Annotated in this window: 13 protein-coding genes; 5 read left to right on the forward strand and 8 right to left on the reverse strand. The window is 74.8% G+C overall.

The genetic code is table 11. The features are described from left to right. Nucleotides 1–60 precede the first annotated feature (60 nt). On the forward strand, nucleotides 61–1,245 hold the full coding sequence (locus tag Ae331Ps2_RS16440; protein WP_371335786.1) for a glycoside hydrolase family 3 N-terminal domain-containing protein: 1,185 nt from the start codon (nucleotides 61–63) through the stop codon (nucleotides 1,243–1,245). Nucleotides 1,246–1,308: 63 nt separating this feature from the next. On the opposite strand, the gene Ae331Ps2_RS16445 is transcribed toward Ae331Ps2_RS16440, so the two are convergent. The 5 genes from Ae331Ps2_RS16445 to Ae331Ps2_RS16465 form a co-directional block, all read right to left on the reverse strand. Beyond that, nucleotides 1,309–2,076: a beta-ketoacyl-ACP reductase gene (locus tag Ae331Ps2_RS16445; protein ID WP_020625987.1), complete on the reverse strand. Its 768-nt coding sequence runs from the start codon at nucleotides 2,074–2,076 to the stop codon at nucleotides 1,309–1,311. Beyond that, a complete protein-coding gene (locus Ae331Ps2_RS16450) occupies nucleotides 2,073–7,721 on the reverse strand; it encodes a biotin carboxylase N-terminal domain-containing protein (RefSeq protein ID WP_075307887.1) in 5,649 nt (1,882 codons plus the stop codon). The genes Ae331Ps2_RS16445 and Ae331Ps2_RS16450 overlap by 4 nt, the downstream gene beginning before the upstream one ends. A gap of 183 nt (nucleotides 7,722–7,904) precedes the next feature. Then, nucleotides 7,905–9,854, reverse strand: coding sequence for a 3-oxoacyl-ACP synthase III family protein (locus Ae331Ps2_RS16455; RefSeq protein WP_075307884.1), 1,950 nt, complete (start codon nucleotides 9,852–9,854; stop codon nucleotides 7,905–7,907). A 531-nt stretch (nucleotides 9,855–10,385) separates the two neighbouring features. After that, nucleotides 10,386–11,858: an MFS transporter gene (locus Ae331Ps2_RS16460; RefSeq protein ID WP_075307882.1), complete on the reverse strand. Its 1,473-nt coding sequence runs from the start codon at nucleotides 11,856–11,858 to the stop codon at nucleotides 10,386–10,388. A 104-nt stretch (nucleotides 11,859–11,962) separates the two neighbouring features. Next, nucleotides 11,963–13,135 (reverse strand): citrate/2-methylcitrate synthase, encoded by a 1,173-nt coding sequence (locus Ae331Ps2_RS16465; protein WP_075307880.1) that lies wholly within the window; start codon nucleotides 13,133–13,135, stop codon nucleotides 11,963–11,965. 69 nt (nucleotides 13,136–13,204) lie between these two features. On the opposite strand from Ae331Ps2_RS16465, the gene Ae331Ps2_RS16470 reads away from it, so the two are divergent. Then, nucleotides 13,205–14,434 carry a citrate synthase gene (locus Ae331Ps2_RS16470; RefSeq protein ID WP_212611734.1) on the forward strand — a complete coding sequence of 410 codons (1,230 nt, stop codon included), beginning with the start codon at nucleotides 13,205–13,207 and terminating at the stop codon, nucleotides 14,432–14,434. Here the strand turns inward: Ae331Ps2_RS16470 and Ae331Ps2_RS16475 are convergent. Further along, the gene (locus Ae331Ps2_RS16475; protein WP_249265264.1) at nucleotides 14,374–15,099 is read right to left on the reverse strand and encodes a class F sortase; all 726 of its coding nucleotides are present in this window, start codon (nucleotides 15,097–15,099) and stop codon (nucleotides 14,374–14,376) included. The two genes, Ae331Ps2_RS16470 and Ae331Ps2_RS16475, sit on opposite strands and share 61 nt — an antisense overlap. Continuing rightward, nucleotides 15,096–15,737 (reverse strand): hypothetical protein, encoded by a 642-nt coding sequence (locus Ae331Ps2_RS16480; protein WP_075307878.1) that lies wholly within the window; start codon nucleotides 15,735–15,737, stop codon nucleotides 15,096–15,098. The genes Ae331Ps2_RS16475 and Ae331Ps2_RS16480 overlap by 4 nt, the downstream gene beginning before the upstream one ends. Nucleotides 15,738–15,946: 209 nt before the next feature. Between Ae331Ps2_RS16480 and Ae331Ps2_RS16485 the strand changes: the two genes are divergently transcribed. Genes Ae331Ps2_RS16485 through Ae331Ps2_RS16495 form a run of 3 tightly spaced genes read left to right on the forward strand, consistent with a single transcriptional unit; the run spans nucleotide 15,947 to nucleotide 17,851 of the window. Further along, nucleotides 15,947–16,381 carry a TIGR03618 family F420-dependent PPOX class oxidoreductase gene (locus Ae331Ps2_RS16485; RefSeq protein ID WP_020622685.1) on the forward strand — a complete coding sequence of 145 codons (435 nt, stop codon included), beginning with the start codon at nucleotides 15,947–15,949 and terminating at the stop codon, nucleotides 16,379–16,381. Nucleotides 16,382–16,397: 16 nt separating this feature from the next. Continuing rightward, on the forward strand, nucleotides 16,398–17,198 hold the full coding sequence (locus tag Ae331Ps2_RS16490) for an MBL fold metallo-hydrolase (protein ID WP_075307876.1): 801 nt from the start codon (nucleotides 16,398–16,400) through the stop codon (nucleotides 17,196–17,198). Then, on the forward strand, nucleotides 17,195–17,851 hold the full coding sequence (locus Ae331Ps2_RS16495) for a DedA family protein (RefSeq protein ID WP_020621552.1): 657 nt from the start codon (nucleotides 17,195–17,197) through the stop codon (nucleotides 17,849–17,851). Before Ae331Ps2_RS16490 ends, Ae331Ps2_RS16495 begins: the two co-directional genes overlap by 4 nt. Before the next feature lie 112 nt (nucleotides 17,852–17,963). Here Ae331Ps2_RS16495 and Ae331Ps2_RS16500 read toward each other — a convergent pair whose 3' ends face one another. Continuing rightward, nucleotides 17,964–19,460 carry a S1C family serine protease gene (locus Ae331Ps2_RS16500; protein ID WP_075307874.1) on the reverse strand — a complete coding sequence of 499 codons (1,497 nt, stop codon included), beginning with the start codon at nucleotides 19,458–19,460 and terminating at the stop codon, nucleotides 17,964–17,966. Between the last annotated feature and the right edge of the window lie 128 nt (nucleotides 19,461–19,588).

Here is a 19,588-nt window from a genome sequence, read left to right on the forward strand (position 1 = left end):
GACCGGCGAGGGCCTGTCACGATGGTCGCGATGCGAGTGCCTGGACGACCCCACCCCGTGATCCGGCAGCGACGTCGTCGCAGCACCGGACTGCTCACCGCCGCCGTCGTGGGCGCGCTGACGGCGGGGCTCGTCGCCGTCGCCGGGCCGCAGCTCACCGCGAACAGCACCGGCGTCCCACAGCCGGACGCCGGTCCGGATGCGGTGCAGGCACAGCCGGCGCCGGACCCGGACACCTGCGCCCCGATGGTGGCGGCGCTGTCCCCCCGCGACCGGCTCGCCCAGCGTCTGATGGTCGGGGTGGACGCGGCCGATCCGGCCGGCGCCACCGCGATCGTGCGGGACTCGCAGGTCGGCGGGGTGTTCCTCGGCGGCAACGCGACCGCGCTGCTGCAGGACGGCCGGCTCGCGGCGCTGCAGGAGGCCTCCCGCACGCCGCTGGCCGTCGCCGTCGACGAGGAGGGCGGCCGGGTCCAGCGCATCGACGAGCTCGACGGCGACGTCCCCAGCGCCCGGCAGATGGCCGCGTCCGACAGCCCCGAGCAGGTCACCGAGATCGCCCGCGAGCGCGCCGAACAGCTGAAGGCCCGCGGCGTGACCTGGAACCTCGCGCCGTCGGTGGACGTCTCCGACCAGCCGCGCACCGCCGTCATCGGGGACCGGTCGTTCTCCGACGACCCGGCCACCGTCACCCGCTACGCCGCGGCCTGGGTGCAGGGCCAGGAGGCCGGCGGGGTGTTCGGCGTCCTCAAGCACTTCCCCGGCCACGGGCACAGCTCCGGTGACTCGCACAAGGGGTCGGTGAGCACCCCGCCGCTGGAGGAGCTGCGCGCCGGTGACCTGCGGCCCTACGCCGACCTCGTCGGACCGGGGAAGCCGCTCGACGGGCGGGTCGGGGTCATGCTCGGCCACCTCGACGTCCCCGGCCTGACCACCGACGTGCCCACCAGCATCGCCCCGGCCGCCTACCGGCTGCTGCGCGAGGACTACCGGTTCGACGGTCTCGCCATGACCGACGACCTCGGTGCGATGAAGGCGATCACCGACCGCTTCGGGCTGGCCGAGGCCACCACCCGGGCCCTGACCGCGGGCGCGGACATGGCGCTGTTCTCCAACGTCACCCCGGTCGCACCGCTGCTCGACGCCGCGGAGAAGGCGCTGGCCGACGGGCGGATCACGGCGCAGGACAACGACACCGCCGTCGCGCGGGTACTGGCGGCCAAGGGCCTCTGCCACCGCGGCTGACCCGGGTACGCACGAGGGCCCCGCACGACTCCGTGCGAGGCCCTCGGCCGGGGAGAACGACGGTCAGGACGCCATGTCCAGCCCGCCGTTCACACTGATCACCGAGCCGGTCACGTACCCGGCGCGGTCGTCGACGAGGAACTGTACGGCCCGGGCGATCTCGTCGGCCTGGCCGAGACGGCCGACCGGGATCTTCGAGACGATCTTCTCGAGCGCCTTCTCCGGCACCGCGGCGACCATCTCGGTCTCGATGAAGCCGGGTGCGACGCAGTTGACCGTGACGCCCTTCTTCGCGACCTCCTGGGCGAGGGACTTGGAGAAGCCGATCAGGCCCGCCTTGGAGGAGGCGTAGTTCGCCTGCCCGATCGAACCGATCTGGCCGATCACCGAGGAGATGTTCACGATCCGGCCGAACTCGTTGCCGGTCATGTGCTCCAGCACGGCCTTGGTCATGTAGAACGCGCCGGACAGGTTGATCCGCAGCACGGCGTGCCAGTCGTCGACGGTCAGCTTGCGGACGGTCTTGTCGACGGTGATGCCGGCGTTGTTGATCAGATAGTCGACGCGGCCCTTCTGCTCCAGCACCTCGGACACGACCCGCTGGCAGTCCTCGGGCGAGCCGACGTTGCCCTGGTGCACCGAGATCGACGCGCCCTCGGCCTCCAGCTTGCCCTTCAGCTCGTCGGCGGCCTTGGAGTTGGACGAGTACCCGGCGGCCACGTGCACGCCGGTGCGGGCCAGCGCGGTGGTGATCGCCGCACCGATCCCGCGCGCACCCCCGGTCACGATGGCGACGCGCTGCTCCGGGTTGGTGTCGGTGATCGCGGTCATGCGGTTCCTCCAAGGGTGTCGAGTGTGCGCTTCATGCCCCGCTGGACCGCATCGGCCAGGTAGGGCCGGAGCTGGTCGGGGCTGACGATCCGGTGCACCGAGCCGACGGACCGCGCCCGCTCGATGGAGTGCTTGGTGTCGAACTCCTCGGCGACCTGGCCGAGCTTCTCGGAGCGGACGTCCGGGCGGAGCGTGGCGAGGTCCCCGCGCAGCCGGGCCGCCGTCGCCTCGTCCCCGTCGGTGACGGCCCGGGTGATCCGGGCCTCCAGGTCGGTGATCCGCTCGTCCTTGGCGGTGCGGTCGTTGACCTCGCCGGCGAACACGACGGCCGCCGCGGGCGCCCCGCCGAGCACGGAGGCGTAGGAGCCGGTGATCGCGGCGACCTCCATGTTGTCGTTCAGCGTTCCGGAGAACACCACGAACGCGCCGCCGTGGTAGCGGGAGACCACGCAGAACACGATCGGGCCGTCGAAGTTGACGATGGCCCGGCCGATCTCGGCGCCGTTCTCCAGCTGCAGGCCGCGCAGCGACTCCGGCGAGCCGTCGAACCCGGACAGGTTCGCCAGCACGACCAGCGGCCGGTTGCCCGACGCGGCGTTGATGGCCCGCGCGCACTTGCGCGAGGAGCGCGGGAACAGCGTCCCGGCGGTGAACTGGGACGGCCCGTCGACCGGGCGCGGCCCGCGCCGCGGCAGCGGCCGCGACTCGATGCCGATCATCGCGATCGGCTGGCCGCCGAGGTGGGCGTCGAGCGCGACGACCGACTCGGCGTCGTGCATGTCGGCCCAGCGCTCCGACGTCGGGTGGTCGGCGTCGGCGACGCCGCGCAGCACCGAGCGGATGTCGAACGGCTTCTTGCGCTCCCGGTTGGTCTCCGGCGCCCAGATCTCGCCGAGGGTGGTGAACTCGCAGTTGGGCCCGGAGTGCGGGGCGGTCGTGACGTCGCGGGAGACCGGGTCGGTGGTCGGGGCTGGCCGCGGGAACCGCTCGCCCGGCTGGGTCCAGGTGTGGGCGTAGTGCGCCAGCAGCACGCCGACGGCGCCGCTCAGGTCCGGCGCCCAGTACTGCGCCTGCCCGTTCGGGCCCATGATCCGGTCGTAGCCGCCGATGCCGAAGTTGTCCTCGGCCGACACCCCGCCGGAGAAGTCCAGTGAGTGCTTGCCGGTCAGCACCATGGCCGAGTCCGGCGTCATCACCAGGATGCCCTTGGTGTGCATGAGCATCGTGGCCTCGGCGTTCCAGTAGGGCTGCGCGCCGACGTTGATGCCGGTGACGACGACGTTGAGCTCCCCGCCGTCCTGGGTGAACTCGATGATCCCGCGCAGCACCCGGGAGATCCAGTCCATGTTCTCGGTGCCGGAGTCCATCGCGATCTTCGCGCCGGCCGAGACGGCGAACCACTCGATCGGCACGTCCAGCTCGCGGGCCAGGTGGATCGCGGCCAGCACCCGGCGGCACTCCGGCTCGGCGATCGCGCCGAGGGCCCGGGTCGGGTCGCCGAGCAGCACGACCCGCTTCATGCCCTCCGGGTAGCGCCGGGTCGGCACCGAGACGACGCCGAGCACGAGGTTGGCCGTGTTGCCGCCGGGCGCGCGGTCGACCGGCACCGGCAGGGCCGGGTCGCCGGAGTCGACGAGGTCGTACTCCTGCCAGGTGCCCGGGCCGGCGTCGATCGGGGCGGTGAGCAGCGGGACGATCTCGTACGGGTAGACGGCACCGCGGCGACGGGCCTTGAGCACCTTCTGGTCGTAGGCGTCGAGCTCGCGCATCGGCTCGGTCGGGGGCTGGTCGAGCTTGACCTGCAGCCCCGCGCCGGGCGGGCGCGACATGCGCAGCAGCATCGAGCGCGGACCGCCCTGACCCCCGGTGACCTGCGGATCGGCCGTGCGGAACTCGACGAGGACCTGCTCCAGGCCGAGGTTGGCCGTGCGCGGCGCGAGCCGCCGGACCACCGAGTCCAGCTCGGCGAGCGGGACGTCGACCTCCGGCCACACGTAGAGGGCGATCCGGTTCCACGACATCCGGGCCAGCGTGCGGTCCCCGGCGCGGGCGGCACGCAGCGAGTTGATGCAGGCGTCGAGCGCCCGCTCGAACTGCGGCAGCGAGCGGACCTTGCCGGTCTCCTCGTCGCGCAGCACGGTCAGCTCGCGGACGTCGGCCATCGCGACGAGCCGGTCGTCGGCGGTGACCTCGCGGCCGGTGGCGCGGAACAGGTGCACGTCGGTGGCGGCGGGCAGGCGGTGCAGCTCGAAGTCGCGGAAGCGCCACAGCCGCAGCCGGTCCGCGACGAGCGGGTGCATGCCGCGCAGCGTGCGGTCCTCGACCAGCTCGCCGGTCTCGTCGGGCCGGAAGGTGAACCAGGTCGGCGGCTCGGCCTCCTCGCTCGCCGTGCCCGCGGCGCGCGGGTTCGGGCGGACGGCGACGGCGACCCGGTGCAGGTGCGCGGGCACCTTCCCCAGGGCGGCGCGGACGCGCTCGGCGCGGGCGTCGGGGTCGCCGCCGTCGTCGGCCTTGGTCGAGGTGACGTAGAGGTCGACGAGCGCGGTGCGGTCCCCGTCGAGCTCGCCGACGCGGCGGCGCAGCTCGTCGGACACGGCCTGCGCGGCGGCCGGGTCGTTGTTGTCGATCACCGAGGCGAAGAGCGTGCGGTCCCGGCCCAGGTGCTGGTAGCGGGCGGTCAGCAGCGGCTTGCCCGCGTGCTCGACGAGCTCCAGGTCGCGCAGCACCCGCACCCGGTAGTAGCGCCGGGTCATGACCTCCAGCAGGACGGCGTCGTGCCGCTCGCCGAACACGCCGAGGATCGGTTCCGAGGACCTGACGAGCGCGTCGATCCGGCGGGCCCGGTCGTCGGCGTCGGGGTTCTCGGCCAGCACGTCGAGGCTCTCCCGGACCTCGGCCAGCGCCCGGTCCCGCTCGGCCGCGACGACCGGCGCGTCGAACGCGCGGTAGCGCACCAGCCGGGCGGTGTCGCCGACGACCGGGTGCCGCAGCTGGGTGGCGACGACGACCTCGTCGAGCGTGCGCAGGTAGTCCTCGCGCGCCGCGGGGGACAGGTGCGCGACCGACTCCGGGTGGCGCAGCCGCCAGTTCAGCAGGTCCAGCACCACCGGCACCTGCTGCGGTGCGCGGCGGTGGGCCAGGAACATCCGGTACAGCGCCGGGCCGAGATCGTCGGCGCGGGCCGCGCCACCGTCGATCTCGGCGACGCCGTAGTGGGCCAGCGCCCGGCGCAGCTTGGCCTGGAAGGACTCGGGCAGGCCCTCGTCCTCGGCGTCGCGGGAGCGCAGGTAGGCGTAGAGGTACTCCTGCGGATTGCGCTCGGTCTCGCCGGTCTCGTCGTCGGTCTCGGACCGGTTGCGCGAGAGCTGGCACAGGTCGGCGAAGATCTGCAGGACGGCGGTCTCCCCGGCCAGCACGGCCGGGTCGTCGGCCGCCAGCCGTTCGCGGGCGCCGGCGAGGCGGCGCAGCTGCGGGCGGGCCTGGCGCTCGTCGACGTCGAAGCCCAGCACCTGGAAGCGCAGCGCGGACAGCGCGTCGGCCGCGGTCGCGGCGGGGTCGGTGTCGGCGCCGGTCGCGGCGAACGCGGACAGGTCGGCGCGCTCCCCGCTGGGGGCCGCGGCGTCCGCGTCGGCCGACGGCTCCAGCCGCACCAGCTTCGTGCCGCCGTCGACCTGGGTGTTGGCCGGGACGAGGATCTCGGCGACGGTGCCGTCGAACGGCGCCCGCAGCGAGGTCTCCAGCTTCATCGACTCGACGATCGCGAGGGTGTCGCCCTCGGCCACGGTCTGGCCCGCGGTGACCGGCAGCGCGACGACCATCGCCGGGGCGGGGGCGCGGACGATGCCGGCCTCGCCGCCGGAGATGCGGTGCACGGCGCCGTCGACCTCGACGAGGTAGTCCGCCTCCTGCGCGACCGACAGCACGGTCCAGGAGTGGTCGCCGACGGTGAGCCGGCGCTCGTAGGCGCCGTTGCGCTCGACGTCGACGTCGACCGACTGCGTCGAGGAGCCGCCTCCGGCGGTAGGCACGTCCAGCTCGACGGTGTAGCGCCCGGCGCGGGTCCGGGCGACCTTGAGCTTGTAGGACTGCCCGGCGACGGTGACGTCGGTCTGGTGCCAGGTCTCGTAGCCCACCTCGGGCCGGCCGGCCTCCGCGGAGCGGAACAGCCGCTCCTGCTGGCGGGCGACGTGGCCGTCGTGGCTCAGCACGGCGGTGGCGAGCAGCGCGACGTCGAGCCGGCGGGGCGGTGCGTAGCCCTCGGCCATCATCGTGTCGAGCCAGGTGGTCTGCAGCTCGCCCGAGCGGAACTCGTCGCGGTCGAGCAGGTCCAGCAGGAACGCCTTGTTCGTGGAGCCGCCGTCGATCACCGCGGCGGTCTGGCGCAGTGCCCGGGACAGCCGCGCGCGGGCCTCGTCGCGGTCGCGGCCCCAGGCGATCACCTTGGCGATCATGGAGTCGAACTGCGGCGGGATGACGTCGCCCGCTGCCACGCCGGTGTCGACCCGGATGCCGGGACCCGACGGCAGTGCCAGGTGCTCGATCCGGCCCGGGGCGGGGGCGAACTCGCGCTCCGGGTCCTCGGCGGTCAGCCGGGCCTCGATCGCCCAGCCCTGCGCCGCCGGCACCTCGCGGGCGACCTCGGCGAGCGTGCCGCCCGCGGCGACGTGCAGCTGCAGCTTGACGATGTCGACGCCGGTGCAGGCCTCGGTGACCGGGTGCTCGACCTGCAGCCGGGTGTTGACCTCGAGGAAGGAGAGCAGCTTCTCCTCGGGCTGGTAGAGGAACTCGACGGTGCCGGCGTTGACGTAGCCCGCGGCGCGGGCCAGCTCGGCGGCCGAGCTGCGCAGCAGCTCCTCCTGCGTGGGGTCGAGCGCGGTGGAGGCCGACTCCTCGATCACCTTCTGGTTGCGCCGCTGCACCGAGCAGTCGCGCACCCCGAGGGTCCAGACGTCGCCGGTGGCGTCGGCGACGACCTGCACCTCGACGTGCCGGCCGCCGGACACCGCGCGCTCCAGGAACACGGTCGCGTCGCCCGCGGTCCTCGACGCCTCCGACGCGGCCCGCTCGAAGGCCTCGTCGAGCTGCTCTGGGCCCGCCACGTAGCGGATGCCGCGCCCCCCGCCGCCCGCGGTGGCCTTCACCATGAGCGGGTAGCCGACGGTCTCGGCGGTCTTGCGGGCCGCCTCGACGTCGGCCACCGGGCCGCCCGACCACGGCGCCATCGGCACCCCGACCGACTCGGCCAGCTGCTTGGACGCGATCTTGTCCCCGAGCCGGCGCATGACCTCCGCCGACGGCCCGACGAAGGTGATCCCCAGCCGCTCGCACAGCTCCGCGAACTCGGCCTTCTCCGACACGAAGCCCCAGCCGGGCCAGACCGCGTCGGCGCGGGTGACACGCAGCGCGCGCTCCAGCTCGGCGTGGTCGAGGTAGGGGCTCGCGCCCATGTGGTCCGGGTCGTCCGGACCGATCAGGACGGCCTCGTCGGCCTCGCGGACGTACATCGCGCGGCGGTCGACGGCGGTGTGCAGCGCGATCGTGCGCAGGCGGCGGTCGGGCCCGTTCTGGGCGTTCCACTCACGGACGGCGTTGATGAGCCGCATGGCGGGCTCGCCGCGATTGACGATGGCGATGCGCGAGAACATGGCTGGGGTTCACTGCTCCTACGAGTGCGACGACGAGGTGGCGGCGGGGTGCCGCACCGACATCGTCGTCGTGCGGTCGGCGGGTCGGTACGGACGGTCGCCCGGGCTGTGCCGGAATGCGGGCGGGCTCACCTCTCGGACAGGGATCTTCCCGCCCACTGTGGCCCGTGTCACCCGGTCGTGCTACTCGCCGAAGGCGATGCGGACGTCGTCGGAGGTCGGGGCGACGGCCGGCTCGGCCACCGCGGCGGCCGTCGGGTCCAGGTGGACCTCCGGCGCCATCACGGCCGGGTCGATCTCCAGCACCGCGTAGCCGCCCACCGCGCCGGCCCCGAAGCCGGGCGCGAAGACCCGGGTCCGGCCGGCCACCACGCCGTCGGCCACGGAGTCGAACAGCGCGATCGGGATGGATGCCGCGGACACGTTGCCCATCGACTCGATGTTGAAGTACAGCTGGTCGGCCGAGAGCCCCGCCTTGCCCGCGAGCTGCAGGATCATCGTCTTGTTCGCCTGGTGCGGGACGATCAGGTCGACCGCGTCGAGCATCGTGCCCTCGCCGTCGGGTCCGGCCTGCTCGGTGAGCTCGTCGATCATCTGCGCCAGGTAGCGGGCGACCAGCGCCTTGACCTCGGGGCCGTAGACGGTGATGTCGTTGTCGAACTCCGGGTTCGGCCAGATGATCGAGTTCACCTGGGTGTCCGGGCCCGACGCGTAGGTCTGCAGCAGGTCGACGTCGCCGCGCTCGCCCTCGGCGGCCGGGGCGATGACCATCGCGGCCGCGCCGTCGCCGAAGATCATCCGCGAGGTGCGGACGTTGCCGATCTTGTCGGAGAACTTCTCGACGCAGACCAGCAGGACCGGCCGGTTCACCTCCTGCAGCTGGCGCACGGCCTCGGACAGGCCGTAGGGCAGCCCGGCGCAGGCGGCGATGATGTCGGCCGAGCAGTGCGTCTGCAGCAGGCCCAGGCGACCGGACAGCCACGTCGACAGCGACGGGATGAGCCGCTCGCTGGTGCAGGTGGCGACGAGCACGGCGCCGATCTCGGAGCGGTCGCGGCCGGAGTGCTCCAGCGCGCGGACCGCGGCGGCCCAGGCCAGGTCCTCGATGTCGAGCTCGGTGTAGCGGCGCTGGTCGATGCCGGTCTTGGCAGCGATCTCGTCGGCGCTCATCGGTGACCAGGAGAACGCGGAGTTGCGGACGACGTCGTCGTTGGAGCAGACGTGCTCACCCCGGACGACGGCGAGGGCCTCCACCTTCGGCTGCACCGCGAACGCCTCGCGCACCCGGATCGGGGGCAGCGGGGTGACGGGCTCGACCGGGTCGGACTGGGTGGAGAGCCGGCCGCGACGCGCCGGACGGGCGCCGGTGGCGCGGTCCAGGAACTGTTCGACGTCGCGGTTGCGCGGGTGGAAGGCGATGACGTACTCGTCGTCGCCGATCTCCTCGGCGGTGCGCAGCTCGGTGGCGGCACGGTCCCAGGGGTACTGGTTGTGCAGCACCATCGCCCACCGGGTCAGGGCCTCGAGCTCGGGGCGCTCGGCGTGCGCGTCGAGGATCTCGGTGAAGGAGAAGACCGGGTAGTCCGGGTCGTGGTGGGGCACGACGAAGGTCTGCGCGCCGGGCGTGGTGAGGAACTGTTCGACGGTCGGCTTGACCGCGGGCAGCTCGGTCGCGTGGTGACGGCGGTTGCCGTAGACGTCGAAGAGGAGCTCGAAGATGCGGCGCTCGGTCTCCTCGTCCCAGGTGGTGGGGAGCGCGGCGAAGGCATCGGCGACGGCCCGGATCTTCTTGTCGCCGTCGCGCCAGGGGGTGAGCAGCGGGAGGAAGACGTCGGCGCGGTGGCGGGGGAGGTCACGCCAGCGGGTCGGGCGCTTCTCGAACATGGTGAGCGTGTACCGGTTGACCCAGAACAGGTTCTGGCTCATGTCGCGCAGCAGCGCGAAGCGACTCTCGTAAGCACCGTTGGTGACCCGCTCCAGGATGTCGGTGCCGGTGGGCGCCTTTGCCTCGAAATCGCGACCGACGATGGCCGTGAACTGTTCCAGGTCGTCGATGACGGAAAAATCGAGTTCACCGAGAAAATTGGCGGGAAAGACCAGTCGGTCGTGGTTGTTGACCACGAACGGTTTCATGTGACGACCTCCAGCAGCGGCGACGACCGGCGGAATCGCCAGGCGGGACGCGGTGCGGCCTGGTCGATCGGATCGGTTGCGGTGCCTGCAACGCTATCGATGAACAGTCACGATCGGAATGTGATCCAGCCGCCGAGTGTGCGCTCTCACGGATGGTCGGTCAACTCCGACTGTTACTGGCGAGAATGTTACCGGTCGGTCTACTCGCCGGTTCTCGGAAAGAGCTCCGCAGACCCGCAGGTTGACGGGCGGGCTCGTCCACAGTGGAACGATCACCGGGCGTGGCCGGTCGGTCCCGGCACGTGCACGCCCCACAGGGGGCATGGTCGTCGGCGTCACAGTCCGCGCGGTGATCGTCACCCGCGCTCCGGGGGGGCGCACCATCGTCCGAACGGGGGAGGACGGGGCTCGTCCTCCGATGTGGACGGTCGTACGCTGGCGCCGCGGCGGCCGCCCGGCGGCGCACGGTGGGAATGCGACTGCGGAATGCGATCCCGAATTCCCGGACACCGTTCCGGGGCGCTCCGGTGTTCAGCCGTGGGCGGTCGCCGGGGCCGGGGCCGCGACGGTCTCCGCCTTCGGCGCGGGCGTGAGCAGCACCAGGACCGTGGCGAGCAGCCCGGCGGCGCCCGCCGCGACGAAGGAGATCGTGTACGCCGTGGCCGAGGGCGGTCCGCCGTCGCCGAGCACGTAGGTCGCCGTCACCGCGGCGACGACCGCGGTGCACGAGCTCGTGCCGAGCTGCCGGGCCAGGGTGTTGAGGCTGTTCGCCGCGGCGGTCTCCGACTCCGGCACCGCCCGCATGATCGTCAGTGGGATCGCCGAGTAGGCGAGCGCGGCGCCGACCGCGGCCACGGTCGAGGCGGCCATCAGGAGCGGCACCGTCGAGGGCATCGCGGCGAAGGCGAAGTTGCCCGCCCCGAGGAGCAGCGTGCCGACCACCAGGGTGGTGCGCGGGCCCCGCAGCCGCGACAGCCGGGCCGAGGCCGAGGAGAACACCACCATCGACCCGCCCATCGGCAGCAGCACCAGCCCGGCGACGACGAGCGAGAGCCCGAACCCGTAGCCGGTCGAGACGGGGGCCTGCAGGATCTGGGTGGCGAGCACGAAGCCCGCGAACACCGCGAAGCCCACCAGCACCGAGGCGAGGTTGGTCAGCAGCACGGCGGGCCGTGCCGAGACCCGCAGGTCCACCAGCGGCGCGGGGACGCGCAGCTCGTACCAGGCGGTCGCGGTGACCAGCACCACGGTGCCGGCGAACAGGCCGAGCACGGTCGCCGACGTCCAGCCCCAGTCGTCGCCCTTGGAGATCGCCAGCAGCAGGCACACCAGTGCCCCGCCGACGCCGAACGCCCCCGGCACGTCGAACCGGCCGCCGGTGCGCAGCCGTGACTCGGCCACCAGCCGCCGGACCAGCAGGATCTGCAGCACGCCGAGCACCGCGGCCCCGGCGAACAGCCAGCGCCAGCCGGCGAACTGGGCGACGACGCCGGTGATCGGCAGCCCGATGGCCCCGCCGAAGCCGAGCGAGGACGACATCAGCCCGACCCCGGACCCGACCCGGTCGGCGGGCAGGACGTCGCGCATCAGGCTCATCCCGAGCGCGATCACCCCGAACGCGGCGCCCTGCAGCACCCGGGCGACGAGCAGCAGCTCGATCCCGGGCGCCAGCGCGCCGAGCAGCGACCCCACCCCGACCAGGCCGAGCGCCACGAGCAGCATCCGGCGCTTGCCGAACATGTCGCCGAGCCGCCCCAGCACCGGCGCCGACACCGCGCCGGCGACGAGGTTGGCGGTGATCAGCCACGACGCCGTCGACCCGCTGACGTCGAGCAGCTCCGGGAACCGCGGCAGCAGCGGCACGACCATCGTCTGGACCAGTGAGACGAGCAGTCCGCAGGAGGCCAGGACGGCGATCGCGACGCCGGGGCGCGGCGGCGCCGGTGCGGTTCCCCCGGGGTGGGTGCTCTCGGGCTGCTGGTGCGGACGGCGTGCCCGGAACACTCGACCTCCGTGGTGGGGTGACGGATCGTGCTGACGGCGGACCCCCGCCGAAGCGGGAGTCACCCATCAGATGAGCACGCCGGTCACCCGTCCGGCAAGCCGGGTCACTCCGCGCGCGGCGGGACCGGCTCGGGCGGCGGCGGGCCGTCGTAGGCCGCGGAGGGACGGATCAGCCGGCGCTGCGCGGCCTGCTCCAGCACGTGTGCACACCAGCCGACGACCCGGCTGACCGCGAACGTCGGCGTGAACATGCTGCGGGGGATCCCGCAGCCCTCCATCACCACGCCCGCGTGGAACTCCACGTTCGCGAACAGCGGGTGGTCCGGACGCAGCTCGGCGAGGGTGGCGGCGACCCGCCGTTCGACGTCGGCGGCTCGCGCGGGCAGCGGCCCGCCCAGCTCCGCGGCCACCTCGCGCAGCAGCGCCGAGCGCGGGTCCGGCCCGCGGTAGACGGCGTGGCCGAACCCCATGATCCGCATCCCCGCGGCGAGCCGGTCGGCCACCCAGCGCTCCGGCGAGCCGCCGGCGTCACGGTCGATCGCGTCGAGGCTCTCCAGCGCGCGGTCGGGGGCGCCCCCGTGCAGCGGCCCGGCGAACGCGCCGAGCGCGGCGACCACGCAGGACGCGACGTCGGCGCCGGTGGAGGCGACCACCCTGGCGGTGAAGGTGGAGGCGTTGAAGCCGTGGTCCACCGTCGCCACGAGGTAGGCGTCGAGCGCGCGGACGTGCGTCGGCGCGGGCTCGGCGCCGGCCAGCATCCACAGCCAGTTCGCGGCGGACGACAGGTCGGTACGCGGGGCGACCGGGTCGAGGCCGTGACGCAGCCGGTGCAGCGCGGCGAGGACGGTCGGTGTCGCGGCACAGACGGTCGCGGCGTCGCGGGGGCCCGCCGTCGGGTCGTCCCAGAGCGGCCGCATCCCGTGCTGCGGGCCGAGCAGCGACAGGGCGGTGCGCAGCCCGGCGAGCAGGTCGGGCCCGCAGGCCTCGGCGATCGCGGGCAGCTGCGCGGCGACGGCGTCGGGCAGGACCCGGCGCTGCGCGGTGGTGGCGGCGAACTTCGCGAGCTCGGCGGTGCCCGGGAGGCGGCCGTGGACGAACAGGAACCACACGTCGTCGAAGGTGCGGGTGCGCGCGAGGTCGACCGCGGAGTACGGGCCGTAGTGGTAGAAGCCCTCGTCTCCGCGGACGTCCCCGATCCGGGTAGTGGTGACGGCGACGCCGCGCAGGCCCGGTGGGACCTGCGGGGCGGCGGTGCCGGTGCTGTCGGTGCTGGTCATGACCGGACCGTCCGCCCGTCGGGAATCGTTGTCAATATTGATCGGATCAATGTTGATACGGTCCATCTCGTGGAGTACCTGACCGTCGCCGAGACCGCGGAACGCCTCGGCGTGAAGCGGGAGACCGTCTACGCCTACGCCAGCCGCGGGCTGCTGACCAGCGTGCGCGGCGCGCAGCGGCGGGGCAGCCGGTTCGCCCAGGACGAGGTGGAGGCCCTCGCCGCGCGCGGCCGGGAGGCGGGGGAGCCGTCCGGGACGGTCGAGCGCATCAGGACGCGGATCACACTCGTCGCCGACGGGGGGCCGTGGTTCCGCGGGGTGGCGACGCCGGCGCTCGCGGGGTCGGCGGACCTCGAGCAGGTCGCGGCGCTGCTGTGGGAGGTCCCGGGCCGGGTGTCGTTCGACGCCGCCCCGGACCTGCTCGCCCCGGCGCGCGCCGTGCTCGACGCCGCCCCCGCCGGGGCACGGGCGACCGACCGGTTCCGGCTCGCCGTCGCCGCGGTGGCCGCGGCCGACCCGCTGCGTGCCGCCGCCCGGCCGGGCGCGGTGGTGGCGACGGCGTCGGCGCTGCTGGGGACGGTCGTGACCGCACTCGCCGGGGACCCGGGGTCCGGACCGTCCGACCTGGCGGAGCGGCTGCTGCCGGCGCTGCTGCGTGACCCGGGCCGGGCACCCGCGTCGGCGACGGCCGGGCACGTCCGCGCCGCGCTGGTCCTGCTCGCCGACCACGGCCTGGCGTCGTCGACGGTCGCGGCCCGGGTCGCCGCGAGCACCCTGGCCGACGTGCACGCCGTCGTCTCGGCCGGGCTCGGCGCCCTGGACGGGCCCCGCCACGGACTGGTCAGCGGGCTCGCCCACCGCTTCCTCACCGAGGCCCAGGACGACCCGTCCGGCGTGCTCGCCCAGCGGCTGCGGGCCGGCGAGCGGGTCCCGGGCTTCGGGCACTCGGTGTACCGGGGCACCGACCCGCGCGCGACGGTGCTGCTCGACCGGCTCCGCGCGGACCCGGCCGCGGACCGCGTCGTGGCCTGCGTCGACGCCGTCGTCGCGGGGATGGACCGCGGTGGGGACGGCCCCGCCCCGAACGTCGACCTCGCGCTCGCCGCGCTGATGCACGCCCACGACCTGAGCCCCGACGCCGGCGAGCTGCTGTTCGCCTGCGCCCGGACCGTCGGCTGGGTGGCGCACGCCCTGGAGGAGTACGCCGAGCCCGGCCTGCGGTTCCGGCCGACCGGCGTCTACACCGGGCCGCGACCCGGGTCGACCAGCGAGGCGAGCACCACCACGTTGTCGGTGTAGCTGCGCACGCCCCGGTCGAACGTCCCGCCGCAGGTGATCATCCGCAGGCCCGCGCCGGGCAGGTCGCCGTAGACGGCCGCGGTGGGGAAGCGGTCCTTGGCGTAGCGACGGACGGCCTGGACCTCGAAGGTCGCGGCGGTGCCGTCGGCGCGGTCGACCGACACCAGGTCACCGGGGGCGAGCGCGTGCAGCCGGAAGAACGGGCCCGGCTCGTGGTCCCAGTCGACGTGTGCCGCGAGCACCGCAGGCCCCCGGGAGCCCGGCGCGGGGGCGCCGGTGTACCAGCCGGTGGCGGCACCGTCGGGTGGCACCTCCAGCGTCCCCCGCCCGGTCAGGCCGAGCGGGACGAGCCCGCTGTCGAGCCCGATCGAGGGCGCCCGCACCCGCACCGGGTCCGACGGCGGCAGCGGGGCCGCCGCCGGGCGGAGCGTGGTCGTGGGCAGCGGCGGAACCGTTCCGCCGATCGCCACCGGCGGCGCCCCGAGCGGCACGGCCAGCGCCAGCACGACGAGCACCCCCCACCACACCCGTCGCACCCCGCGCGGCCCGCGGCGGCCGTGTGGCCCGGGCAGCTCCCGCGGACCGGCCCCGCACGCGGGGCCGCAGCGCCCGCGTCCGACCGGCCTCGTGCCCGGCGGACCGGTGTGCGCGGGGGTGCGGGTCACGAGTGGCGGGTGGTCAGGGGGAGCGACGCGCGGCCGGTGCGACGCCCGCTCCACACGACGACACCCGCCCCGGCGGCGAGGACCGCACCGGTCCCGACCAGCAGGAACACCGTCGGGTCGACCCCGGCGCCGCCGGAGCCGTCACCGGCCTCGACACCGCCGCCGGGGACCGCGCGCACCTGCCCGGTGCCGGCCGCCGCGACGAGGTCCGGGCCCTCGCAGGCCCGGCCGTCGCCGTCGCGGTCCAGGTTGTTCGGGTCCGAGGGGTCGGCGGCGAGCACCGCCTGGGCCTGGGCGCGGGAGAGGTCGACGCAGTCCAGGTCGCTGCCGCGCCCGGTGGCGGGAGCACCGGCCGCGGGAGTGGTCGTCTGCGGAGCCGTGGTCGTCTCCTCGGGCGCCGTCTCCTCGGGGTCGGTGGCGTCCGGGTCGTCGTCGGCCGGCGTCGCGTCGTCGGTGGGTTCCTCGGTCGGCGGCTCCTCGGTGTCCTCCTGGGCCGGGGCCGTGACGACGCTCGTCACCGGGGTGGCGGCCGGTTCCGCGGCCGACGCCGCCCCGGCCAGCGGGAGCCCGGCGAGCGCGGCGAGGGTGACGGTGGCGGCGACGGCGCCGGTGCGGCGGACGAGCGAACGTGCGGTCATGATCCACTCCCTGTGACGAACGTGATCCTCGTGACCGGTGGGGCGAACGGGACGCCCTGTCCGATGGCGGAGAGTGAAGCGACACCCGGTCGGCGGGGCCAGACAAGTCGCCCGTACGGGGATCACCGGGGCGAGTGGTGTCGCCCGGAGTGACCGGCTCCTCGGCGTGCCGGGCGCGCCCGGGGCGTTGCGACGTCCAGGATGGCGACGTGACCACCACCCCCGTCCCGCCCCGTCGCCGTCGCCGGTCGCTCGACGACGGCGTCTCCGACGCGTTCGTCGAGCTCTGGTCCCAGCGCCGGCCGTGCGTCCTGGTGACCCTGCGCCGCGACGGCACCCCGCACGCGGCGCCGGTGGGGGTGACCGTCGACGTGGCCGAGCGCACCGCCCGGGTGATCTGCAGCGGCGGGTCGCAGAAGGCGCGCAACGTCGCCGCGGCCGGACCGGACGGGGCCCGGGTCAGCGTCACCGTCGTCGACGGGCGTACCTGGTCCACCCTGGAGGGCCGCGCCGTCGTGCGGGACGAGCCCGACGTGGTCGCCGACGCCGAGCGCCGCTACGCCGCCGAGTACAAGCAGCCCCGGCCGAACCCCCGGCGGGTGGTGCTGCAGATCGCGGTCGACCGGGTCCTCGGCAACGCCTGAGGGGATACTCGCCGGTGTGGACCTGCCGGAGACGACCTTCCTCGGCCACAGCACCCTGCGACTGCGGATCGGTGGCCGCACCGTCCTCACCGACCCGGTGCTGGCGAACTCGGTCGGACCGTTGCGCCGTACCGCGCCGGCCGTCGACCCGGCGGGGCCCGCGGGGGTCGACCTGGTCCTGATCTCCCACCTGCACGCCGACCACCTGCACCTGGCCTCGTTGCGCCGGCTGCCGCGGTCGGTCGAGGTCGTGGTGCCCACGGGGGCGGGCGACTGGCTCCGCCGCCGCGGCGTCGCCCGGGTCTCCGAGCTCGCCGTCGGGCAGACCCGCGTCGTCGACGGGCTGCGCGTCACCGGCACCCCGGCCGACCACTCCGGGCACCGGTGGGGGCCACGGTTCACCCACGGCCCGCAGGCCGACGCGATGGGCCACCTGCTGGAGGGCGACGGGCTGCGCGTCTACGTCGCGGGGGACACCGGGCTGTTCCCCGGGCTCGACGACGTCGCCGCCCAGGGTCCGATCGACCTCGCCGCGCTGCCGGTGTGGGGCTGGGGCCCGAACCTGGGGCCGGGGCACCTCGACCCGGCCGGCGCCGCCGAGGCCGTCCGGCGGCTCGCACCGGCCGTCGCGCTGCCGGTGCACTGGGGGACCCTCGCCGTGGCCGGGCTGTGCTCGGTCCCGGGGCGGACCGGGTCCCGGATGCGGGAGCTGCTCGTGCGCCCGCCGCACGACTTCGCCGACGCCGTCGCCGCGGCCGGGCTGCCCACCCGCACCCTGGTGCTCCCGCCCGGTGCCGCCGTCGGGACGCCGGCGTGAGCGCGCTGCAGCTGCTGGCCGCACCGGCGCAGGACTGGCTCGAGGCCGAGCTCAGTCCGGACGCCGGGCGGATCGCCTACCTCGTCGTCGCCGGCGGAGTGCTGCTCGGATCGGTGCTGCCGGTGGTGCCGACCGGCGCGATCGTCGGTGCCGCCGCCGCGACGGCGATGACGAGTTCCGCGCTGTCGCTGCCGGTGGTGCTGCTGCTGGCCTTCGCCGCGGCCCTGCTGGGTGACCTCGTCACCTTCGCCGTCGCGCGGCTGGCCGGTGACCCGGTCCGTGCCGCGGTCGCGGGCGGGCGGCTCGGTGGTGCGCGCACCGCGGCCCGGATCGAACGCATGCGCGGCGCGTTCGCCGAGCGCGGCTGGCTGGTCGTGCTGGTCGGGCGGGTCGCCCCGGCGGGGCGGGTGCCGACCCTGATCGCGGCCGCGGTGTCGGGGATGACCTGGGCGAAGCTGGTGCCCGCCGTCGCGGCCGGTGCGGTGCTGTGGACGCTGCTCTACGGCGTGCTCGGGGTGCTGACCGGCAACCTCACCGACTCCCCGGTGGTGGCGGCGCTGCTCGCGGTCGGGCTGGTGGCCGTCGTCGCCGGGGTCACGGCGCTGGCCGGACGGGTGCGGTCCCGGCTGCGGGCCCGCCACCGGGTCGGCTGAGACCGGACGGCCCACCGGCGCACAGGGAACCGGCCGGGCGCGACGGGAGGGGGGGTGTCGCGCCCGGCCGGAGTGGGTGCCCGGGGCGTGGCGTCGCCCCGGGGAGATCGCATCAGTTGCCGTCGCCGAAGGGGTTGATGCCGAACGGCAGCTCGCCGGAGGAGCCGTCCTGCGGCACGGTCCGCGCCCCGTTCTGGGCGGTCGCGGCGGCGGTGTCCTTCACGCTGCCCAGGGTCACCGGCACCTCGCGGGCACCGGAGCCGCTGCCGACGGTCAGCGTGACCTGCTGGCCGGGGGCGAAGTTGCCGACCCGGGCGATCAGGTCCGCGAAGCTCGACACCGGGTACTCGTTGACCTTGGTGACCACGTCGCCCGCCTTGATCCCCGCGGTCGCCGCGGGCGAGTTCGGCTCCACCGCCGCGATCTGTGCGCCCGCGGTCTCGCTCGGGGCGCTGCGGGAGGCCGACACCGCGCCCTGCACACCGAGCTGCGGCTTGGTCGCGACGCCGGAGTCCATCAGTTCCTGGGCGACCCGCTTGGCCGTGTCGACCGGGATCGCGAAGCCCAGTCCGATCGAGCCGGAGCTCTGGCCGGCGGTGGCGATCGCGGAGTTGATGCCGACGACCTGCCCGGCCAGGTTGACCAGCGGGCCGCCGGAGTTGCCCTCGTTGATCGGGGCGTCGGTCTGCAGGCCGTTGTAGACGACCAGGGGCTGGCCGTCGCCGCCCGCGGTGACGGTCCGGTTCAGCGCGGAGACGATGCCCGCGGTGACGGTGCCGGACAGGCCCTGCGGGGAGCCGTTCGCGACGACCTGCTCGCCGACCTGCACGCTCGAGGACTCCCCGAGGGTGGCGGGCTTGAGGTCCCGGGCGCCCTGCAGCTTGATGACGGCGAGGTCGTAGCTGGGGGAGGTGCCGACGACGGTCGCGGTGTACTGCCTGCCGTCGGAGGTGGACACGGTGATCCGGCCGCCGTCGGCGGCGTTCGCCACCACGTGGTTGTTGGTGAGGATCTGGCCGTCGGAGGTCAGGATGACCCCGGAGCCCTCCGCGAGACCCTGCGCGGTGCGGACCTGGATGTCCACCGTGCTCGGGGTGATCGCGGCCGCGGCGCCGGCGATCGAGCCGTCGGCGGGGGTGGCCGGGGTGCCGGGTGCGGAGGCGCTGGTCAGCGTGGCCTGCGAGGAGGGGCCGTCGAGCACGAGGTAGGCACCGCCGACCCCGGCCGCGCCGCCGACCAGGGCGGCCGTCAGCGCGACGGCGGCCAGGCCGGCGCCGAACCGGCGCGGCGGCTTCGGTGCCGGCCCCTGCTGGGGGAACGGCGGGTAGACCGAGGTGGGCGGGCTCCCCGCGCCGTACGCCGGGATCGTGGGGTTGCTCGTCGTCGCCCACGGCGGCGGGGTCTGGGGCCCCTGGCTGCCGCCCTGCTGCCGGTGGTCGGTGTCGGTCACGGTGGTCGCCTCCTGTGCGCGGGTGCCGTCGTCGCCGGTCGGGTGGGCGGGGGCCGCCCCCTCGTGACGCGGTGCGGGCCGGACGGGGTCGGTGGCGCCGCCTGCGGTGGAGGTCCGTCCGTCGGACGGCTCGCCCGTTCCCGGCCCGTTCTCGGTCATGGTGCAACTGTGCGCCGCGACCCTGAGACGACCCTGTGACCGTGCTGGGAATCGCTCGGGCATCGGGTGAGAGTGCCCGTCGCGGCCCCGTCGGTCGGTCGGGACGCCCTGGTCAGGAGAGGGCGCCG

Source organism: Pseudonocardia sp. Ae331_Ps2 (assembly GCF_001932405.1).
Classification (GTDB): domain Bacteria; phylum Actinomycetota; class Actinomycetes; order Mycobacteriales; family Pseudonocardiaceae; genus Pseudonocardia.

What these genes read in the sequence shown, in the direction of transcription:
- Ae331Ps2_RS16445 (WP_020625987.1), bottom strand. Translation starts at nt 2,076, where the DNA reads ATGACCGCGATCACCGACACCAACCCGGAGCAGCGCGTCGCCATCGTG.
- Ae331Ps2_RS16450 (WP_075307887.1), bottom strand. Translation starts at nt 7,721, where the DNA reads ATGTTCTCGCGCATCGCCATCGTCAATCGCGGCGAGCCCGCCATGCGG.
- Ae331Ps2_RS16455 (WP_075307884.1), bottom strand. Translation starts at nt 9,854, where the DNA reads ATGAAACCGTTCGTGGTCAACAACCACGACCGACTGGTCTTTCCCGCC.
- Ae331Ps2_RS16465 (WP_075307880.1), bottom strand. Translation starts at nt 13,135, where the DNA reads ATGACCAGCACCGACAGCACCGGCACCGCCGCCCCGCAGGTCCCACCG.
- Ae331Ps2_RS16480 (WP_075307878.1), bottom strand. Translation starts at nt 15,737, where the DNA reads ATGACCGCACGTTCGCTCGTCCGCCGCACCGGCGCCGTCGCCGCCACC.
- Ae331Ps2_RS16500 (WP_075307874.1), bottom strand. Translation starts at nt 19,460, where the DNA reads ATGACCGAGAACGGGCCGGGAACGGGCGAGCCGTCCGACGGACGGACC.